Source organism: Plantactinospora sp. WMMB782, from assembly GCF_049179135.1.
Classification (GTDB): Bacteria; Actinomycetota; Actinomycetes; order Mycobacteriales; family Micromonosporaceae; genus Plantactinospora.
Map to the genome: position 1 here is coordinate 3,850,438 of NZ_JBMHMC010000007.1, position 15,822 is coordinate 3,866,259.

Sequence of the window (15,822 nt, forward strand, 5' to 3'; positions counted from 1 at the left end):
GCCGGGTGCGGGTACGCGGACGGGACGAGCGCCCGGGCCGGACCCGTACGTCGTCCTCGTCGTACTCCCGCCGCTTGCCGGCCAGTTCCGCCCCCGTTCCGTCGTCGGCGTCGAATCGGCGGCGACCGGCGCGGGAACGTGCCGCCTCCCGGCTATCGCCGCCCGTCGCCGCCGGTCACCATCGTCGACCATAGTGCCGGGAACTCGGGCATTGTCTTCGAGGTACACGCCACGTCGTCCAGCTCGATCCCCGGCACGGTGAGTCCGATCACCGCCGCCGCGTGCGCCATCCGGTGGTCGGCGTAGGTCCGGAAGGTGCCGCCACGCAGCGGTCGGGGCCGGATCTCCAGCCCGTCGGCGGTGTCGGTGACCTCGCCGCCGAGCCCGTTCAGCTCCCGGGCCAGCGCGGCCAGCCGGTCGGTTTCGTGCCCCCGGATGTGCCCCACCCCGCGCAGCCGGGACGGCGAGTCGGCGAGTACGGCGAGGGCGGCCAGCACCGGTGTGAACTCGCTGACGTCGGAGAGGTCGGCGTCCAGCCCGTGGATCGTCCCGGTGCCGCGCACCGTCAGGCCGTCGCTGCCCAGCGTCACCTCGCCGCCCATCCGGGAGAGCAGGTCCCGCAGCGTGTCGACCGGTTGCAGGCTGCTGCCCGGCCAGCCGAGCAGGGTGATGCCGCCGCCGGTGACAAGGGCGGCGGCGAAGAACGGCACCGCGCCGGAGAGGTCCGGTTCGATGTCCCAGTCACGCCCGGAGAGCCGACCCGGCTCGACCGTCCAGACGTCCCGGTCGGCGTCGTCGACGGCGGCACCGGCGGCCCGGAGCATCTGCACGGTCATCCGCAGGTGCGGCGCGGACGGCACCGGCGGCCCGACGTGCCGGACCACGATCCCGCGCTCGAACCGGGCGGCGCCGAGCAGCAGCCCGGAGACGAACTGGCTGGAGGCCGAGGCGTCGATCACCACCTCGCCGCCGGCCACCCGCCCGGCGCCGCGCACCGTCAGCGGCAGGCTGGCGCCCTCGGTGGTGTCGATGCCCATCCCGATGGAGCGCAGCGCCTCGACCAGCGGGCCGAGCGGACGGGTCCGGGTGTGCGGGTCGCCGTCGAAGGTGACCGGCCCCTCGGCCAGCCCGGCGACCGGCGGCACGAATCGCATGACCGTGCCGGAAAGTCCCACGTCGACGTGCGCCGGGCCGCGGAACGGGTGCGGCCGGACCAGCCAGCGCTCGTCGTCCACTGTGGAGACGTCTGCGCCCATGGCGCGCAGCCCGGCGGCCATCAGCTCGGTGTCCCGGGCGCGCAGCGGGTGGCGCAGTGTGGAGGGGCCGTCGGCCACCGCGCCGAGCACCAGTGCGCGGGCGGTCAGCGACTTGGAGCCGGGCAGTCGCAGCGTCGAGGCGACCGGGTCGGTCGCGGTCGGCGCGGTCCAGGGTTCGAGCGGGCGGACCGCCGTCAGGTTCGGCACCCGTACATCCTGCCCCCTCGCCGGTCGGACCGGATCCGGGTTCCGGCCCCTCCCGCCTGGCGGGACGACCGATCGGGCCGGAAGCACCGGCGTGACCGGGTTCGCCGGGCGCGACGGGCCGCCGGGGCCGGAGTACGGGACGGCCGGCCGGCGCCGGAGGCGCTAGCGTTGCTCCCATGTGCGGCAGGTACGCCACCACCCGGAGCGCGGCCGATCTGAGCGCCCTCTTCGAGGCGTTCGACGAAACCGGTGGCCGGCTCGCCGCCGACTACAACGTGGCGCCGACCGATCCGGTACCGGTCGTGCGGCGCGACGCCGACTCGGACCCTCCGGTCCTCTCGGTGGCCCGCTGGGGGTTGTTGCCGCACTGGGCGAAGGACGCCCGGGGTGCGGCCCGCATGATCAACGCCCGCGCGGAGACGGTCGCCACCACCCGGGCGTACGCGCAGTCGTTCGCCCGGCGCCGCTGCCTCGTCCCGGCCGACGGCTGGTACGAGTGGGTCCGCCGGGACGGCGGCAAGCAGGCGTACTTCATGACTCCGCGCGACGGTGGGGTGCTCGCCTTCGCCGGCCTCTGGTCGCGTTGGCACGGCGCCGCCGAACCGCTGCTCACCACGAGTGTGGTCACCACGGCCGCGCTCGGCGAGCTGGCCCTGGTGCACGACCGGATGCCGCTGCTGCTGCCCCGGGATCGCTGGGCCGACTGGCTGGACGGCGACGACGATCCGGCCGTGCTGCTCGCGCCGCCGGACGGGAAATGGCTGGCCGAGATCGAGATCCGGCCGGTCGGCAGGGCCGTCGGCGACGTCCGCAACGACGGCCCGGAACTCGTCGCCCGGGTCCCCGCCGCGCCGCTGGGAGCGTTACCAGAAGGGCCGATGGCGACGACGCTGTTCTGAACGCGGAACCGCGCATTTGCCTGCACCGATTTGCCACCGTTCGGGGTGAAACGTCGACGGGACTTTTCCACACCTTTGCTGAGAGCACTTGTCACGCATCGTGTTGGTGCGATAGAACACAGCGCCGACAGTGGGTGTCGGCTCGCACCGGGCGAGCGGCACTCACCGATCTTCGTCGGTCCCACGGGGGAGGTGGGTGAATGACACGGGCGCGGATGCCACGCCCGCACGAGGTTGCCGCGGCGCGACGAGACCCGAGACTGCTTCGGGCTCTGAGCGAGCGGAGCCTGGACGATGCCTGGCGTACCCGGGGGGTGTGCCAGAGCGTGGACCCGGAAACGTTCTTCCCGGCGCCGAGCGAGCCGGCCGATTCGGCCGTCGCGCTGTGCCGGACCTGTGACGTGCAGGGCCCCTGCCTCGCCTGGGCCCTGGAGGTGGGCGACTGCCACGGTGTCTGGGGGGCGACCACACCGCGTGAACGCCGGGCGATGTTGGTCGCCTGGCGGGACCAGGTGGAGCACGATCCGGACGCGGTCGGCGACGCCGGGCCACCGGTCCGGGACCGCCTGCTGACCCTCGTACCGCTCAGTTCGAGCCGCCGCTGACCGTCCACCGGCGTACCGGATCTTCACGGTCACGGCGGGTCACGGTCACGGCGGGTCAGCTGGACGGTAGGGCCGGTGATCCGGGCTCGGCCGACCGGCGTTGCCATACAGTTGCGCCGTGCGGCACGGGAACGAGATCGACACTCCACGCGGCCCGGCCCGGGTGGACGTCGACCTGCCGGGCTCCGATTCGACGACCCTGCTGGTGCTCGGCCACGGTGCGGGCGGCAGCGTGGACGCACCGGACCTGGTGGCGCTGCGCGGGGTGGCGGTCGCGGCCGGGGTCGCGGTGGCCAGGGTCACCCAGCCGTACCGGGTGGCCGGGCGGCGGGCGCCCGCTCCGGCCGGGCAGCTCGACGAGGCGTGGGTGGCGGTCGTCACCGCACTGCTGGACCGGTGGCCCTCGACCCGCACGCTCGTCGTCGGCGGCCGGTCCAGCGGTGCCCGGGTCGCCTGCCGGACCGCCGGCACCGTGGGCGCTTCCGGGGTGGTGGCGCTCGCGTTCCCGCTGTATCCGCCGGGCCGGCCGGAGCGGTCCCGGGCGGCGGAGCTGCGTACCGGGCTGCCGACCCTGGTGCTCAACGGTGATCGGGACCCGTTCGGGGTACCGGCACCGGGGCCCGGTGTCCGGGTCGAGGTGCGGCCCGGCGAGCGGCACGACCTGCGCGTCGACCCGGCGGGCACGGCCGAGCTGGTGCTCGACTGGCTCCGCGAGCATGGCTGGGCGGACTGACCGGCCGTGCTCGGGCTCACCGAGCCGGGCGGGGACGCTGGGCCGAGGTGCGCCGGAACGCTGTGCCGAGGCGCACCGGAACGCTGGGCCGAGGCCGGGCCGGCCCGGCCGTTTCTGTCGCAGCAGGGTGATCGTTGCTCCAACTGATGCCGGACGCCACCGAGATGCGCGAATCGGACGTGGCGCCCGGTTTCATCCTCCCAGGCCCTTCCTGGTCCCAGCCGTGGACGGTCCGCCTCGGATCGGTCACGGCGGGGCCAGGGATGGGGCGGTGCCGGAATGCCCCGCCCGGTGCGGCGGTTACAACTCCCGGAAGCCAGTGAAGCCACAAGGGGGTTTGCCCGGTGTCGACCGAGACACGGAGCCTGGAGCACGACCGCGATGCGCGGTCACCGGACCGGAGGCGGAACGGCCCGCCCACCCGGTCGTCGGGGGGCCGGCCCGGAGTGGGTACCAGCACCCTCCGAACGGAGTCGCAGCCGCGCGCTTTCCGCGTATCCTCGGCGGGACAGCCGAATAACGCTGCGGTGATGGGGAAGAAGGTCACCGCGCCGGTTCGGTACCGAGGCGAGGGAGACGGCCGGTTGACAGCGGAGAAGACGGACGAGCGCAGGGCCCGGTTCGAACGTGACGCGCTGCCCTTCGTCGACCAGTTGTACGCCGCCGGCCTGCGGATGACCCGCAACCCCGCCGACGCGGAGGACCTGGTCCAGGAGACGTTCCTGAAGGCGTTCGCCGCGTTCCACCAGTTCGAAGAGGGCACCAACCTCAAGGCGTGGCTCTACCGGATCCTGACCAACACCTACATCAACTCCTACCGGCGGCGGCAGCGGCAGCCCGTGCAGGCGCCCACCGAGGAGATCACCGACTGGCAGCTCGCCGAGGCGGAGTCGCACACCTCCAGCGGACTGCGCTCGGCCGAGACCGAGGCGCTGGACCGGCTTCCGGACACCGACGTGAAGGAGGCGTTGCAGCAGCTCCCGGAGGAGTTCCGGCTCGCCGTCTATCTCACCGACGTCGAGGGGTTCTCCTACAAGGAGGTCGCCGACATCATGGGTACGCCGATCGGCACCGTGATGTCCCGGCTGCACCGTGGCCGGCGGAACCTACGGAAGCTGCTGGAGCGTTACGCTGCCGAGCGGGGCTTCTCGTCCGCCCCGTCGACCAGGTCCGCTGCGGCTGGCCGGGAGGTGTGAGCCAATGAGTTGCGGTGACCCGCACGAGACCGACTGCCGTGAGGTCCTCACCGAGGTGTACCTCTACCTCGACCTGGAGTGCGCGGACGAGCGGCGCGACCTGATCCGGAACCATCTCGACGAGTGCTCGCCCTGCCTGCGCGAGTACGGCATCGAGCAGGAGGTCAAGGCCCTGGTGGCCCGCTGCTGCGGCAACGAGACCGCCCCCGCCGAGCTTCGCGAGCGGCTGCGGGTCCGGCTGGCCGAACTGGTCTTCGAGACCGACTCCCGGGAGTACCTACCCGACTGAGCCGCCGGCCGCGCCGGTGAGGTCGCCGGCCGCGCCCGTTCTCGGGCGCGGTGCCGGCCGGCCGGATCGCCGGGCGGGCCGGGTGGTGGCGAGCGCTCTGCCGCGATCGCCGACGCGTCCCGTGCCCCGCCCGGCCGCTCGGGCCCGGCGCCGAACTCAGGAGTTGGGGCGCTTGCCGTGGTTGGCGGAGCTCTTCTTCCGCGCCTTCTTCTTCCGTGCCTTCTTCGCCATGCTGTCCTCCTCGGTCTGCTTGCGGCGGTGCCGGCAGGAGTCGCCGGCCGCCCGTTCTGCTCGCGCCGGCAATCCTTTCATGGTCCCCGGGCGACCGGCCGGCGCAGTGCCGACGGGCGGCGCGGTGCCCATGGCTGTGGCCTGCACGGTGCCGACCTCCGTGGCCTGCACGGTGCCGACCCCTGTCGCCTGCACAGTGCCCACGCCCGTGGCCTGCGCATGATTGGATACCGTTCGCAGGACAACGGTGACGACGAGGGGGAAACCCATGGCCGAGGAGATCCGCGCCGAGATGGTGGCGAACGTCTGGAAGGTCGTGGCCTCGGCCGGCGACTCGGTGTCCGAGGGTGACACGCTGGTGATACTGGAGTCCATGAAGATGGAGATCCCGGTGCTGGCCGAGTCCGACGGGGTGCTCCGGGAGCTGCGTGTCAACGAGGGTGACGTCGTGCAGGACGGCGACCTGATCGCCGTCATCGAATAACCGCGCCGTCATCGGACAACCGCGACACCACCGGGCCGGCGACGAACGACCGCGGCACTACTCGACGGAACGAGGGAGCGGAATGACCGACCTGCTGGTCCGGGTCGCCGAGCCGGCCGACTTCGACGCGATCGCCCGGCTCACCGTGGCGGCGTACCGGGCGGACGGGCAGCTCGACGGCGAACACGGTTACGAACAGGTTCTCGCCGACGTACCGGCCCGGGTCGATGCCGGCGAACTGCTGGTCGCCACCGACCCGGCGACCGGTGAACCGCTCGGCGCGGTGCTGTTCGTGCTGCCCGGCTCCGCGTACGCCGAACTCTGCGGTGCCGGCGAGGCCGAGTTCCGGATGCTGGCGGTGGACCCGCTGGCGCAGGGCCGGGGCGTCGGCAAGGCGCTGGTCCGGGCCTGCCTGGACCGGGCGAGGGCGCAGGACTGTTCCCGGGTGGTGATCTGCGTCCGCAGCTTCTCCGCCCCGGCGCACCGGCTCTACGACGGGTTCGGCTTCGTGCGTACCCCCGACCGGGACTGGTCCCCGGCCCCCGGGGTGGACCTGTACGCACTCCGCCTCGACCTGGAACCGGCACCGGCGGTGCTGGCCGAGCCCGGCCACTGAGCCCGGCGCCGAGGGCCAACCCGGTGGCGAGGGCCAACCCGCAGGCGGGAACTAACCCGGAGGCGAGGGCTGACCGGACCCGCCGGTAGTCTCGCCGATCCGGTCGAGCATCTCGTTGGCGACCTCGAGCGCGAGCGCCTGCCGTTCCTCGCCGCTGATCTCGCCGCGCAGCGCGAAGAGACTGCCGTGTACGGCGAAGAGCGCCAGCATCGCCCGGAGTTGTCCGGCCGGTGACGGGTCGGCCCGGGAGAGCAGTTCGGCGATCCGCAGCATCCGGTCCCGCATCATCTGGCCGGCGGGGTGGTGCTTGACCACCGTCCGGTTCTGCTCGAAGAACTGCATCACGTTGCCGCCGTCGTCGCCGAAGAACTCCGCGGAGTATCGGCGCAGCGTGGCCCGCCGGCCGGTGGCGTCGGCCGGCTGCTCCGCCGCCCACTCGATCAGCCGGTCGAGCCGGTCGACCCGGTCGGCGACGAAGCTCTCGACGATGTCGTCCTTGCTCTTGAAGTGGTAGTAGAGGGCGGCCTTCGTCACGCCCAGCCGTTCGGCGATCTCCCGCAGCGAGGTCTTCTCGTAACCCTGCTCGGTGAAGAGTTCGAGCGCGACGGCCTGGATCCGGGACCGTGTGTCACCTGTGCTGCCGGTCACCAGGACCACCTCTCGTTATCGCTTGACGGGCACCAGGCACCCAACTTACCGTACGGCAAGTAGAATTCACTAGCCGGTCGGCAAGTAAGTGGGCCACGTACTCAGGGGGAGAGAGCCTACCGATGACCACCATGGCGGAAGCGCCGCAACGACCAGTCAACATCAGGGTCGTCCTCGGCGGTCTGATGATCGCGATGATGCTCGCGATGCTCGACAACATGATCGTCAGCACCGCGCTGCCGAGGATCGTCGGCGAGTTCGGCGGGCTGAACCACTTCACCTGGGTGGTCACCGCGTACGTGCTCGGCTCCACGGTCTCCACACCGATCTGGGGCAAGCTCGGCGACCTGTACGGCCGCAAGAGCATCTTCCTCACCTCGATCCTGCTGTTCCTGTTCGGCTCGGCCCTCTGCGGGATGGCCGGTTCGCAGCTGCTCGGCGGCCCCGCCGAGGGGATGGCGGAACTGATCGCCTTCCGCGCGGTGCAGGGTCTCGGCGCGGGCGGCCTGATGGTCGGCGTGATGGCGATCATCGGTGACCTGGTCCCGCCCCGGGAGCGGGGCCGCTACCAGGGCATGATCGCCGGCATCATGGCCATCGCCATGGTGGCCGGTCCGCTGGTCGGCGGCTTCATCACCGACCACCTCTCCTGGCGCTGGGCGTTCTACGTCAACCTGCCGCTCGGCGGCGTGGCGCTGATCCTGCTGGCCACCCGGATGCACCTGCCGAAGTACCGCACCGAGCACCGGATCGACTGGCTCGGCGCCGCGCTGCTCTCGGTCGGCATCACCGCGATCGTGCTGGTCACCACCTGGGGCGGCAACGAGTACGACTGGACCTCCGGGCAGATCCTCGGGCTGGCCGCCCTCGCCGTGGTCTCGCTGCTCGCCTTCGCCCTGGTGGAGCGCCGGGTCGCCGAGCCGATCCTGCCGTTGAGCCTCTTCGCCAACCGCAACTTCGCGGTGATCTCCGTGATCGGCTTCCTGCTCGGCTTCGCGATGTTCGGCGCGATGAACTTCCTGCCGCTCTACCAGCAGACCGTGCAGGGCGCCTCCGCCACGAACAGCGGCCTGCTGCTGCTGCCGCTGATGTTCGGCATGCTCGTGGTGTCCATCGTGGTCGGCCGGGCGATCACCAGGACCGGCCGCTACCGGGCCTTCCCGATCGTCGGCGGGATCGTGATGACCGCCGGCATGGCGCTGCTGGCCATGCTCGACGTCGACACCGGCAAGCTGGAGTCGTCGCTCTACATGATCGTGCTCGGCGTCGGGATGGGTTTCCTGATGCAGACCTCGATGCTGATCGCGCAGAACAGCGTCGAGCAGAAGGACCTGGGCGCGGCGAGCGGTGCCGCCACCTTCTTCCGGTCGATCGGCGGCTCGTTCGGCATCTCGCTCTTCGGCGCGGTCTTCGCGAACCGGCTGGCCGACTCGGCCGCCGGGCCGATGATCGCCGGCGGCGGCGAGGGCGCCGGAGTGGACCCGGCGACGCTGCGGGCACTGCCGCCGGAGCAGCAGCATGCGGTGCTCGGCGGACTCGCCGACGCGATCGGAACGGTCTTCGTCTGGGCTGTGCCGTTCGCGCTTGTCGTCGCGGTGCTGGCCTGGTTCGTCAAGGAGATCCCGTTGCGTGGCGGCCCGGCCGCCACGGCGCCGGCCGAAACGCCCGAGGAGCAGGCCGAGATCGCCCTGGCCCGACCACCCGTACGCTGACCATCCGCACGGCGCCGTCGCCCCCATTCCGGGGCGGCGGCGCCGCCTATCCCGACCAGAGCCGCCGGGCACACCCGTCCAGCCATCCCGCCGCCGGCCAGGTCCTGCCGGGTGAGACCCGGCCCAGTTTCCCGGACGAGACCCGGCCCAGTCCTGCCGGACGAGACCCGGCCCAGTCCTGCCGGACGAGACCCGGCCCAGTCCTGCCGGACGAGACCCGGCCCAGTCCTGCCGGACGTCACCCGGCTCAGTCCTGCCGGGTGAGGCGTCGCCACATCCGGTCCAGCAGCCGGCCGAACCGGCGCTGCCGGGGTGCCACCGCGGTGCCGTCCCGGGTGAGCAGCAGCCGGGCGGTGTCCAGCGCGGCCGGCTCGGCGGACGGGGTGGCCAGCACCAGGTGGGCCAGCGACCGCAGCATGCTTACCGGCCGCCGCTGGGCCACCTCGACCGCGTCGCCGAGCCGCTCGGCGATCACCCGGGCCACCTCGGCGCGCACCGACGGGTCCACCCAGGCGGCGGTGACCAGGGCAAACAGGGCCGCCTCGGTGATCCAGTCCTCCACACCCCAGACCAGGTCGAGGAGCACCCGTCGCCGGGTCGAGTCCGGCCACGGTTCGTCGGTGCGGTGGTGCAGCAGCCCGAGGCAGGCCCAGACCTGGACGCAGCGCACCCAGAGCGTCGGATCGTGCCGGCCCAGCGTGCGGCCCAGTTCGGTGGGCGGCGGGGCCGGCGGATGTACCAGCAGGCCGAGCAGGTCGTCGAGTTCGAGGGTGGCCAACCCGACCGCCGCGTCGTAGGCGGCCGGCGGGTGCGGCCAGGCGGGGTGCGCCAACTGCTGGATCCGGCGTACCGCCGCGTCGGCCGGCGGCGGCACGGCCGGTACGGCGGTGGTCCCGGAGTACCGCCAGAGCTGGTGCCCGACGGGCCGGCGCGGCTCGCGCGGATCCGGTTCCGGAGTGGTGGCGACCGCGACGTCCAGGGCCGGGGCGGCGTCGTGCAGGGCCCGCATCGCACTCGGCGGCTCCAGCCCGGCCAGCGACAGCCGTACCCCGTCGGCCGGATCGCCGGTGGCCAGCCGCTGCCGCAGCGCCGTCGCCACCAACTCGGTGGCCGGCGGCACCCTGCCCAGCCACGGCTGGCTCTGGCAGCACTCGGCGAGGTCGCTGTGCTCGTGCGAGTCGTCCGGGTGGTCCCGCTGGAAGTCGGCCAGCGCGACCAGGTGGCCCAGGTCGCCGTCGCGGCGGTAACGCAGCCGGTGCCCGGTGTGCACCGCACAGTCGAAGGAGGGGTCGCGGGCCAGTGCCCGGTCGATCCACTCCAGCGCCTCGTCGAGGCGGCCGTGGTCGGCGAGGGTGCCGGCGATGTCGGCGTACACGGAGAGGTCGTCAGGGTCGTGTTCGACGGCCCGGCGCAGCGCGGCGAGCGCCTCGCCGGTCCGCCCGGCGCTGCGGTAGGCGTAGCCGAGCCACACCTCGGAGAGCTTCGACGGCAGTTCCCGGGCACCCTGGCCGGCCCACTCGACGGCCTGGCCGACCGCGCCGACCCGGCGGGCCAGCGCGGACGCCGCGCCGAGCAGCAGGCCGTGCCGGGGATGTGCCGCGACCGCGTGCCGGGCCAGCCGCAGGTAGGGCCAGAGCGGTTCGCGGGCGGGCTCCGGCACCGGGTCGGGGATGCCGGCGCAGACCTGCATCAACACCCGGGCGATCCGGTCCGGGTCGAGATTGCCGGGAAGTTCGGGGGCGCTCACCCAGGGCACACCGGCCCAGTCGGCCGACGGGACGTGCCCGGTCGCGGCGGCCAGCAGTTCCAGCCCGTCGCCGGGGCGTCCGGCGGCGGCGAGCAGGTGCGCGCGGGCCACGACGGTACCGATGAACGGGTGCTGGTCGAGCGGGAAGAGGTCCACCCCGCCACCGGACCGGGCGGCGAGCTGGGCGAGCGCCTCGTGCACCTCGGGCATGGTCGGGGCGTACGCGATCGCCCCGGCCAGGTGCCCGGCGGCGTGCCGGAGATCTCCCTCGTCCAGCGCCAGCCGGGCCAGCGCGAGTTCCCCCTCGGCCGAGAGCCGGGGGTCGTCCGTTCCCTCGGGCACCGAGTCGACCCTTCACGTACGTGGAATTTCCCCTGGGTTGGGGAGCCTAGGGCATGGTGGCGGCGGGTGGTGATCTACTGCGCAAAGCTGCTCGTTAGATTGCTCAGACGCGTCCAATCGTGCAAAGCTGAGCATGGAACGCGCGGGAATCGCGCACGAGGAGGTCGAGGAGGTCATCGTGGCGCAACCGGGAGCCGGCATGGCGGCGGACATCGCCGAGCAGCCGGAGGGCTTCGCGCGACTGCTGGAACCAGCCTCGACGGCGGCGATCGCGCAGGTGGCGGCCGTGATCGCGGAACGCCGCCCGAAGCACGTCGTCTTCACCGCCCGGGGCACCTCGGACCACGCCGCGCTCTACGCCGCCTATCTGACCGAGATCCGACTCGGGCTGCCGGCCGGGCTCGCCTCGCCGAGCACCATCACCGTCTTCGGCGCCCGCCCCGACCTCTCCCAGGCCCTCGTCGTCGGGGTGAGTCAGAGCGGCGGGTCACCGGACCTCACCGAGGTGCTCCGGGTGGCCCGGTCCGCCGGGGCGCTCACCCTGGCGGTCACCAACGCCCCCGACTCGCCGCTGACCGGCGTCGCCGAACTCGCCATCGACGTGGCCGCCGGGCACGAGCGGGCGGTCGCCGCGACCAAGACGTACACCGCCGAACTGCTCGCCCTGCTGATGCTTGTCGAGGGGATCCGGGCCGGGGACGGCGCGATCCCCGCCGAGGAACGCGCCGGCCTGGCGGCACTGCCCGAGCTGGCCGCGCAGACCCTCGCCGACCCGGCGCCGGAGCAGCTGGCCGCCCGCTACCGGTTCGCCGACCGGATGGTCACCACCGGCCGGGGCTACGCGTACCCGACCGCCCGGGAAGCCGCGCTGAAGCTGATGGAGACCTCCTACCTGCCGGCGCTCGCCTTCTCCGGCGCCGACCTGCTGCACGGCCCGCTGGCGATGACCGACCCGGACGTACCGGTGCTGGCCGTCGTCGGCGGTGGTGCCGGCGGCACCTCGATGCGCGAGGTACTGGCCAAGGTCGGCGAGCGCGGCGCCGACCTGGTCGTGGTCGGGCCGGCCGGGGTCGACGGCGCCGCCGCCCGGCTCGCGGTACCGGAGGTCGACGAGCGGTACGCCCCGCTGCTGGACATCCTGCCGGTGCAGCGCCTCGCCCTCGCCCTCGCACTGGCCCGGGGCGAGGACCCGGACGCCCCGCGCGGCCTGCACAAGGTCACCTCCACGCTCTAGCCCACGCCCAGGGCTTGCCGGTAAGGCGGGGCCCTTCGCGGGGGCCCTTCTACAACAGAATGCGATAACAAGGGGCCCTTCCTTACACCCCGCCCCGGGCGTGGGCGTGGCAGGCTTGCCCGGTGTCCACGCTGCGCGATCTCGCCGAGGAGCACACCGGGCTGCGCCCGGTCGACGTCGACCACCTGCACCGGGTGGCCGGCGACTGGCAACTCCTCTCCGACCTCTCCTTCGCCGACCTGTTGCTCTGGGTGCCGGTCAACGACACCGACGGCTTCGTCTGCGTCGCCCAGGTACGCCCGACCACCGCGCCGACGGCGTACCAGGACGACCAGGTCGGGCGGATCGTCGGCGGGCCCGAGGTGGCGCACCTGGCGATCGCGTACAGCCAGGGCCGGATCTGGCGGGAGGGCGACCCGGTCTGGTACGGCGACACCCCGGCCCGGCACGAGGCGATCCCGGTCCGGCTGCGGTCAAGCGACGGGGAAGCGGGCGAGGTGGTCGCCGTGGTGGGGCGGGACACCAACCTCTCCACCGCACGCACCCCGAGCCAGCTCGAACTGAACTACCTGACCACCGCCGACGACCTGGCCCAGATGCTCTCCGACGGGACGTTCCCGCCGGTACGCCACCCCGGCGAGACCACCACGGCACCCCGGGTCGGCGACGGGCTGGTCCGGCTGGACGCCAACGGCAAGGTCACCTACGCCAGCCCGAACGCGCAGTCGGCGTACCGGCGGCTCGGGTTCGCCTCGCACCTGGTCGGCGAGGACCTGGCGGCGCTGAACGGCCGGCTGGCCGCCGACCCGCTGGAGGGGACCGAGGCGGCGAACCGGGTACTCGCCGCGCTGCGCGGTGAGGCGCCGCCGCGCCGCGAGATCGAGGCCCGGGGCGCCACCGTGCTGACCCGGGCCCTGCCGCTGATGCCGGCCGGGGTGCCGATCGGCGCGCTGGTGCTGGTCCGGGACATGACCGAGGTACGCCGCCGGGACCGGGCCCTGATCACCAAGGACGCAACCATCCGGGAGATCCACCACCGGGTGAAGAACAACCTGCAGACCGTCGCCGCGCTGCTCCGGCTGCAGGCCCGCCGGGTCGGCATCCCGGCCGCCCGCGCCGCCCTGGAGGAGTCGGTACGCCGGGTCGCCTCGATCGCGCTCGTGCACGAGACCCTCTCGATGTCCAGCGACGAGGCGGTCGAGTTCGACGGCATCGTGGACCGGGTGGCGGTGGCCGCCGCCGAGGTTGCCGCGACCGAGGTCCCGGTCCGGGTACGCCGGCAGGGCAGCTTCGGGGTGCTGCCGGCGGAGATCGCCACCTCGCTGGTGATCGTCGTGAACGAGTTGCTGCTCAACGCCGTCGAGCACGCCTTTCCGGAGCCGGCCGAGGGCGAGGCGGTGCCACCGCCGGCCGAACCGGCCGAGGTGGTCGTCTCGGCGCACCGGTTCCGCAAGCAGTTGCACGTCACGGTCGCCGACAACGGCCGGGGCCTGCCGGCGGACTTCGACGCCGACCAGGGCAGCCGGCTCGGTCTCCAGATCGTCCGGGCGCTGGCCACCGGCGAACTGCGCGGCACCATCGAACTCCGCAACCGCGCGGACACCGGCACCGAGGCCCTCCTCGTCGTCCCACTGGCCCGCTGAGCCCCCGTCCCCTCCCTCGCCGCTGCCCTCCCTCGTGCTCTGCCGGGCAAGATCGCGCTCTTTCCCGGTAAGAGTCCCCTCCGCCGGGACCGAGGCCACTCTTTCCCGGAACTAGTGCGATTTTGCCCGGCAGGGCAGGGAGCGGCGGGTGGGTCAGGAGGGGTGGGTCAGGAGGGTGACGGTGAGGCCGGGGACCGTCCAGGTCCGGGTGGGGCGGAAGCGGGCGCGTAGCGGGGCTGCCCGGTCCTCGGGCAGGTGGGCGAGTGGATCGGGGTGTTCGCCCCGGACCAGCAGCCAGAGTCGGTCCACGGTGGCCAGGCAGGGCTCGGGGCGGGGGCACTCGGTGGCCCAGAAGTCGGCCCGGCGCACCTGGTCGGCGACGAGGAGCACGTCCCTGGGGCGGTCGTCGCGCAGGTAGTAGGCGGTGGCGAGGTCGAGGAACGCCCAGCCGTCCCGGGGCGCGTAGACGATGCCGTCGCCCGGCCGCCGCTGTGCGGCGATGACGCGTACCGCCGCCGGGTAGTCGACCGGGGCGCTGCGCGGGGACTCGTGGGTGCGGCGCAGGGCGGCCTGTTCGGGGGCGCCGAGCAGGCCGGCGGCGAGCACGATCGCCAGCCCGGCGGGCAGCCGGAGCGGGGCCAGGGTCGCGCCGGCCAGCACGGCGGCGAACGGCAGCACGAAGACCAGATAACGGGGTACGAAGAGCGGCGTGACCTGCCCGGCGACGAAGAGCAGCAGGGCCGGCAGCAGTACGCTCAGCCCGAGCGGCACGCCCGGGCGGCCCCGGGTGGCGACCCCGACGGCGGCCAGCCCGAACAGCAGCCCGCCGACCACACCGGCCTGGACGACGCTGCCGGGCAGCCCGAGCAGGTCACCGAGACCGGGCCGGCCGACCCAGTCGAGCTGCCGGCCCTGCTGGCTGCGGCCGAGCACGGCGAGCGGCGCCAGCACCAGCACCGCCCCGCCGGCCGCGACCGCCCAGCGCTGCCGTACCCCCGTCCGTCGGTCGCCGAGGGCGGCGAACGCGTGCCCGGCGGCCAGGCTGAGCGCGAAGAGGTTGGCCAGGCCCACCCCGGCGAGCGCAGCCGCGTAGCCGGCCCAGCGCGGCCAGGTCGCGGCCGGACGCGGCGATGGATGGCCCGGGGACCGGTCCAGCGCCCGGCACAGCAGCAGGGTGGCCAGCACCGCGAGCAGGGTGACCAGGGCGTACGGTCGGGCCTCCTGGCCGTACCGGGAGGTGCTCGGCAACAGTGCGAAGAGCAGTCCGGCGAGCAGCCCGGCCCGGCGGCCGAAGAGCCGGGCGCCGAGTACGGCGGTCAGCGCGGCGGCACCCGCCATGGCCAGGGTGGACGGCAGCCGCAGTGCGACGACGGAGTCTCCGGCGACCGCGACCCAGCCGTGCATCAGCAGGTAGTAGGGGGCGCTCACCGCGTCGACGTTGCCGACCAGCCGGAGCAGGTCGCCGAACGGGCGGGTGGCGGCGCTCCAGGTCGCCAGCTCGTCGCGCCAGAGTGGGGCTCCGTCGAGCTGGACGGCGGTGCCGAGCAGGGTGGCCAGGCCGGGCCAGAGCCAGGTCGCCTGCCGGCGGAACGGGGTCGGCAGGACGATCCGCCGGCCGGCGGCCAGGACGATCCGGCGGGGTGTGGCTGGTAGGCGACGATTTGTCGCATTCGTTCCAATGTCCGAAATCGTAGCGTGAAGCCCGCCACAGCGGGTCCGCCAGGCGGGATCGATGGTCGCGGGCGGTGGTCCGGCCGGTACTGATGTGGCAGCATGACGGGTATGACCGCCGCAGTGCGCCGCTTCGCGAGGCCGGGATTCACCTCCCGCCGCCACGTGGACTACGGCCGCGTGCGCAGCGCGATCTGTCCGGCCCACTGACGCCGCCTGGACCTTTCCGTCCCGGGCGCCCAGCGCGCCGGCCCCTCCGGCACCGTCGCTTCCGGCCCGTTGTGGCCGAGGTCGTCGCGCTGCGCGTCC

General features: G+C 73.5%; 15 protein-coding genes. 10 read left to right on the forward strand and 5 right to left on the reverse strand.

What is annotated here, in order from left to right:
- Positions 1-152 precede the first annotated feature (152 nt).
- Positions 153-1,463: a 3-phosphoshikimate 1-carboxyvinyltransferase gene (gene aroA, locus ACN28A_RS19670; RefSeq protein WP_421396976.1), complete on the reverse strand. Its 1,311-nt coding sequence runs from the start codon at positions 1,461-1,463 to the stop codon at positions 153-155.
- 176 nt (positions 1,464-1,639) lie between these two features.
- Between aroA and ACN28A_RS19675 the strand changes: the two genes are divergently transcribed.
- The 5 genes from ACN28A_RS19675 to rsrA all read left to right on the forward strand — a co-directional run bounded on the left by ACN28A_RS19675 (position 1,640) and on the right by rsrA (position 5,185).
- Positions 1,640-2,362, forward strand: coding sequence for an SOS response-associated peptidase (locus ACN28A_RS19675; protein ID WP_421396977.1), 723 nt, complete (start codon positions 1,640-1,642; stop codon positions 2,360-2,362).
- A 200-nt stretch (positions 2,363-2,562) separates the two neighbouring features.
- Positions 2,563-2,967 carry a WhiB family transcriptional regulator gene (locus tag ACN28A_RS19680; protein ID WP_421396978.1) on the forward strand — a complete coding sequence of 135 codons (405 nt, stop codon included), beginning with the start codon at positions 2,563-2,565 and terminating at the stop codon, positions 2,965-2,967.
- Between the two features lie 118 nt (positions 2,968-3,085).
- A complete protein-coding gene (locus ACN28A_RS19685) occupies positions 3,086-3,700 on the forward strand; it encodes an alpha/beta family hydrolase (RefSeq protein WP_421396979.1) in 615 nt (204 codons plus the stop codon).
- Between the two features lie 365 nt (positions 3,701-4,065).
- The gene (locus tag ACN28A_RS19690; protein WP_421404514.1) at positions 4,066-4,896 is read left to right on the forward strand and encodes a sigma-70 family RNA polymerase sigma factor; all 831 of its coding nucleotides are present in this window, start codon (positions 4,066-4,068) and stop codon (positions 4,894-4,896) included.
- A 4-nt stretch (positions 4,897-4,900) separates the two neighbouring features.
- The gene (rsrA, locus tag ACN28A_RS19695; protein ID WP_278058607.1) at positions 4,901-5,185 is read left to right on the forward strand and encodes a mycothiol system anti-sigma-R factor; all 285 of its coding nucleotides are present in this window, start codon (positions 4,901-4,903) and stop codon (positions 5,183-5,185) included.
- A 156-nt stretch (positions 5,186-5,341) separates the two neighbouring features.
- Here rsrA and ACN28A_RS19700 read toward each other — a convergent pair whose 3' ends face one another.
- The gene (locus ACN28A_RS19700) at positions 5,342-5,416 is read right to left on the reverse strand and encodes a 50S ribosomal protein bL37 (protein WP_369752275.1); all 75 of its coding nucleotides are present in this window, start codon (positions 5,414-5,416) and stop codon (positions 5,342-5,344) included.
- Positions 5,417-5,684: 268 nt separating this feature from the next.
- Here ACN28A_RS19700 and ACN28A_RS19705 point away from each other — a divergent pair, with 268 nt between their 5' ends.
- Positions 5,685-5,900, forward strand: coding sequence for a biotin/lipoyl-binding carrier protein (locus ACN28A_RS19705; protein ID WP_278058611.1), 216 nt, complete (start codon positions 5,685-5,687; stop codon positions 5,898-5,900).
- An 82-nt stretch (positions 5,901-5,982) separates the two neighbouring features.
- Positions 5,983-6,516 carry a GNAT family N-acetyltransferase gene (locus tag ACN28A_RS19710; RefSeq protein ID WP_421396980.1) on the forward strand — a complete coding sequence of 178 codons (534 nt, stop codon included), beginning with the start codon at positions 5,983-5,985 and terminating at the stop codon, positions 6,514-6,516.
- A 51-nt stretch (positions 6,517-6,567) separates the two neighbouring features.
- Here the strand turns inward: ACN28A_RS19710 and ACN28A_RS19715 are convergent, their stop codons facing one another.
- A complete protein-coding gene (locus ACN28A_RS19715; RefSeq protein ID WP_421396981.1) occupies positions 6,568-7,164 on the reverse strand; it encodes a TetR/AcrR family transcriptional regulator in 597 nt (198 codons plus the stop codon).
- Positions 7,165-7,286: 122 nt separating this feature from the next.
- Between ACN28A_RS19715 and ACN28A_RS19720 the strand changes: the two genes are divergently transcribed.
- Complete coding sequence (locus ACN28A_RS19720; RefSeq protein WP_421396982.1) at positions 7,287-8,876, forward strand: MDR family MFS transporter; 1,590 nt, start codon at positions 7,287-7,289, stop codon at positions 8,874-8,876.
- A 247-nt stretch (positions 8,877-9,123) separates the two neighbouring features.
- Here the strand turns inward: ACN28A_RS19720 and ACN28A_RS19725 are convergent, their stop codons facing one another.
- Positions 9,124-10,965 (reverse strand): tetratricopeptide repeat protein, encoded by a 1,842-nt coding sequence (locus ACN28A_RS19725; protein WP_421396983.1) that lies wholly within the window; start codon positions 10,963-10,965, stop codon positions 9,124-9,126.
- 199 nt (positions 10,966-11,164) lie between these two features.
- Between ACN28A_RS19725 and ACN28A_RS19730 the strand changes: the two genes are divergently transcribed.
- Both ACN28A_RS19730 and ACN28A_RS19735 read left to right on the forward strand, forming a co-directional pair.
- On the forward strand, positions 11,165-12,199 hold the full coding sequence (locus ACN28A_RS19730; RefSeq protein WP_421404517.1) for an SIS domain-containing protein: 1,035 nt from the start codon (positions 11,165-11,167) through the stop codon (positions 12,197-12,199).
- A 122-nt stretch (positions 12,200-12,321) separates the two neighbouring features.
- Complete coding sequence (locus tag ACN28A_RS19735; protein WP_421396984.1) at positions 12,322-13,842, forward strand: histidine kinase N-terminal domain-containing protein; 1,521 nt, start codon at positions 12,322-12,324, stop codon at positions 13,840-13,842.
- Between the two features lie 153 nt (positions 13,843-13,995).
- Here the strand turns inward: ACN28A_RS19735 and ACN28A_RS19740 are convergent, their stop codons facing one another.
- On the reverse strand, positions 13,996-15,444 hold the full coding sequence (locus ACN28A_RS19740; protein ID WP_421404519.1) for a glycosyltransferase family 39 protein: 1,449 nt from the start codon (positions 15,442-15,444) through the stop codon (positions 13,996-13,998).
- Between the last annotated feature and the right edge of the window lie 378 nt (positions 15,445-15,822).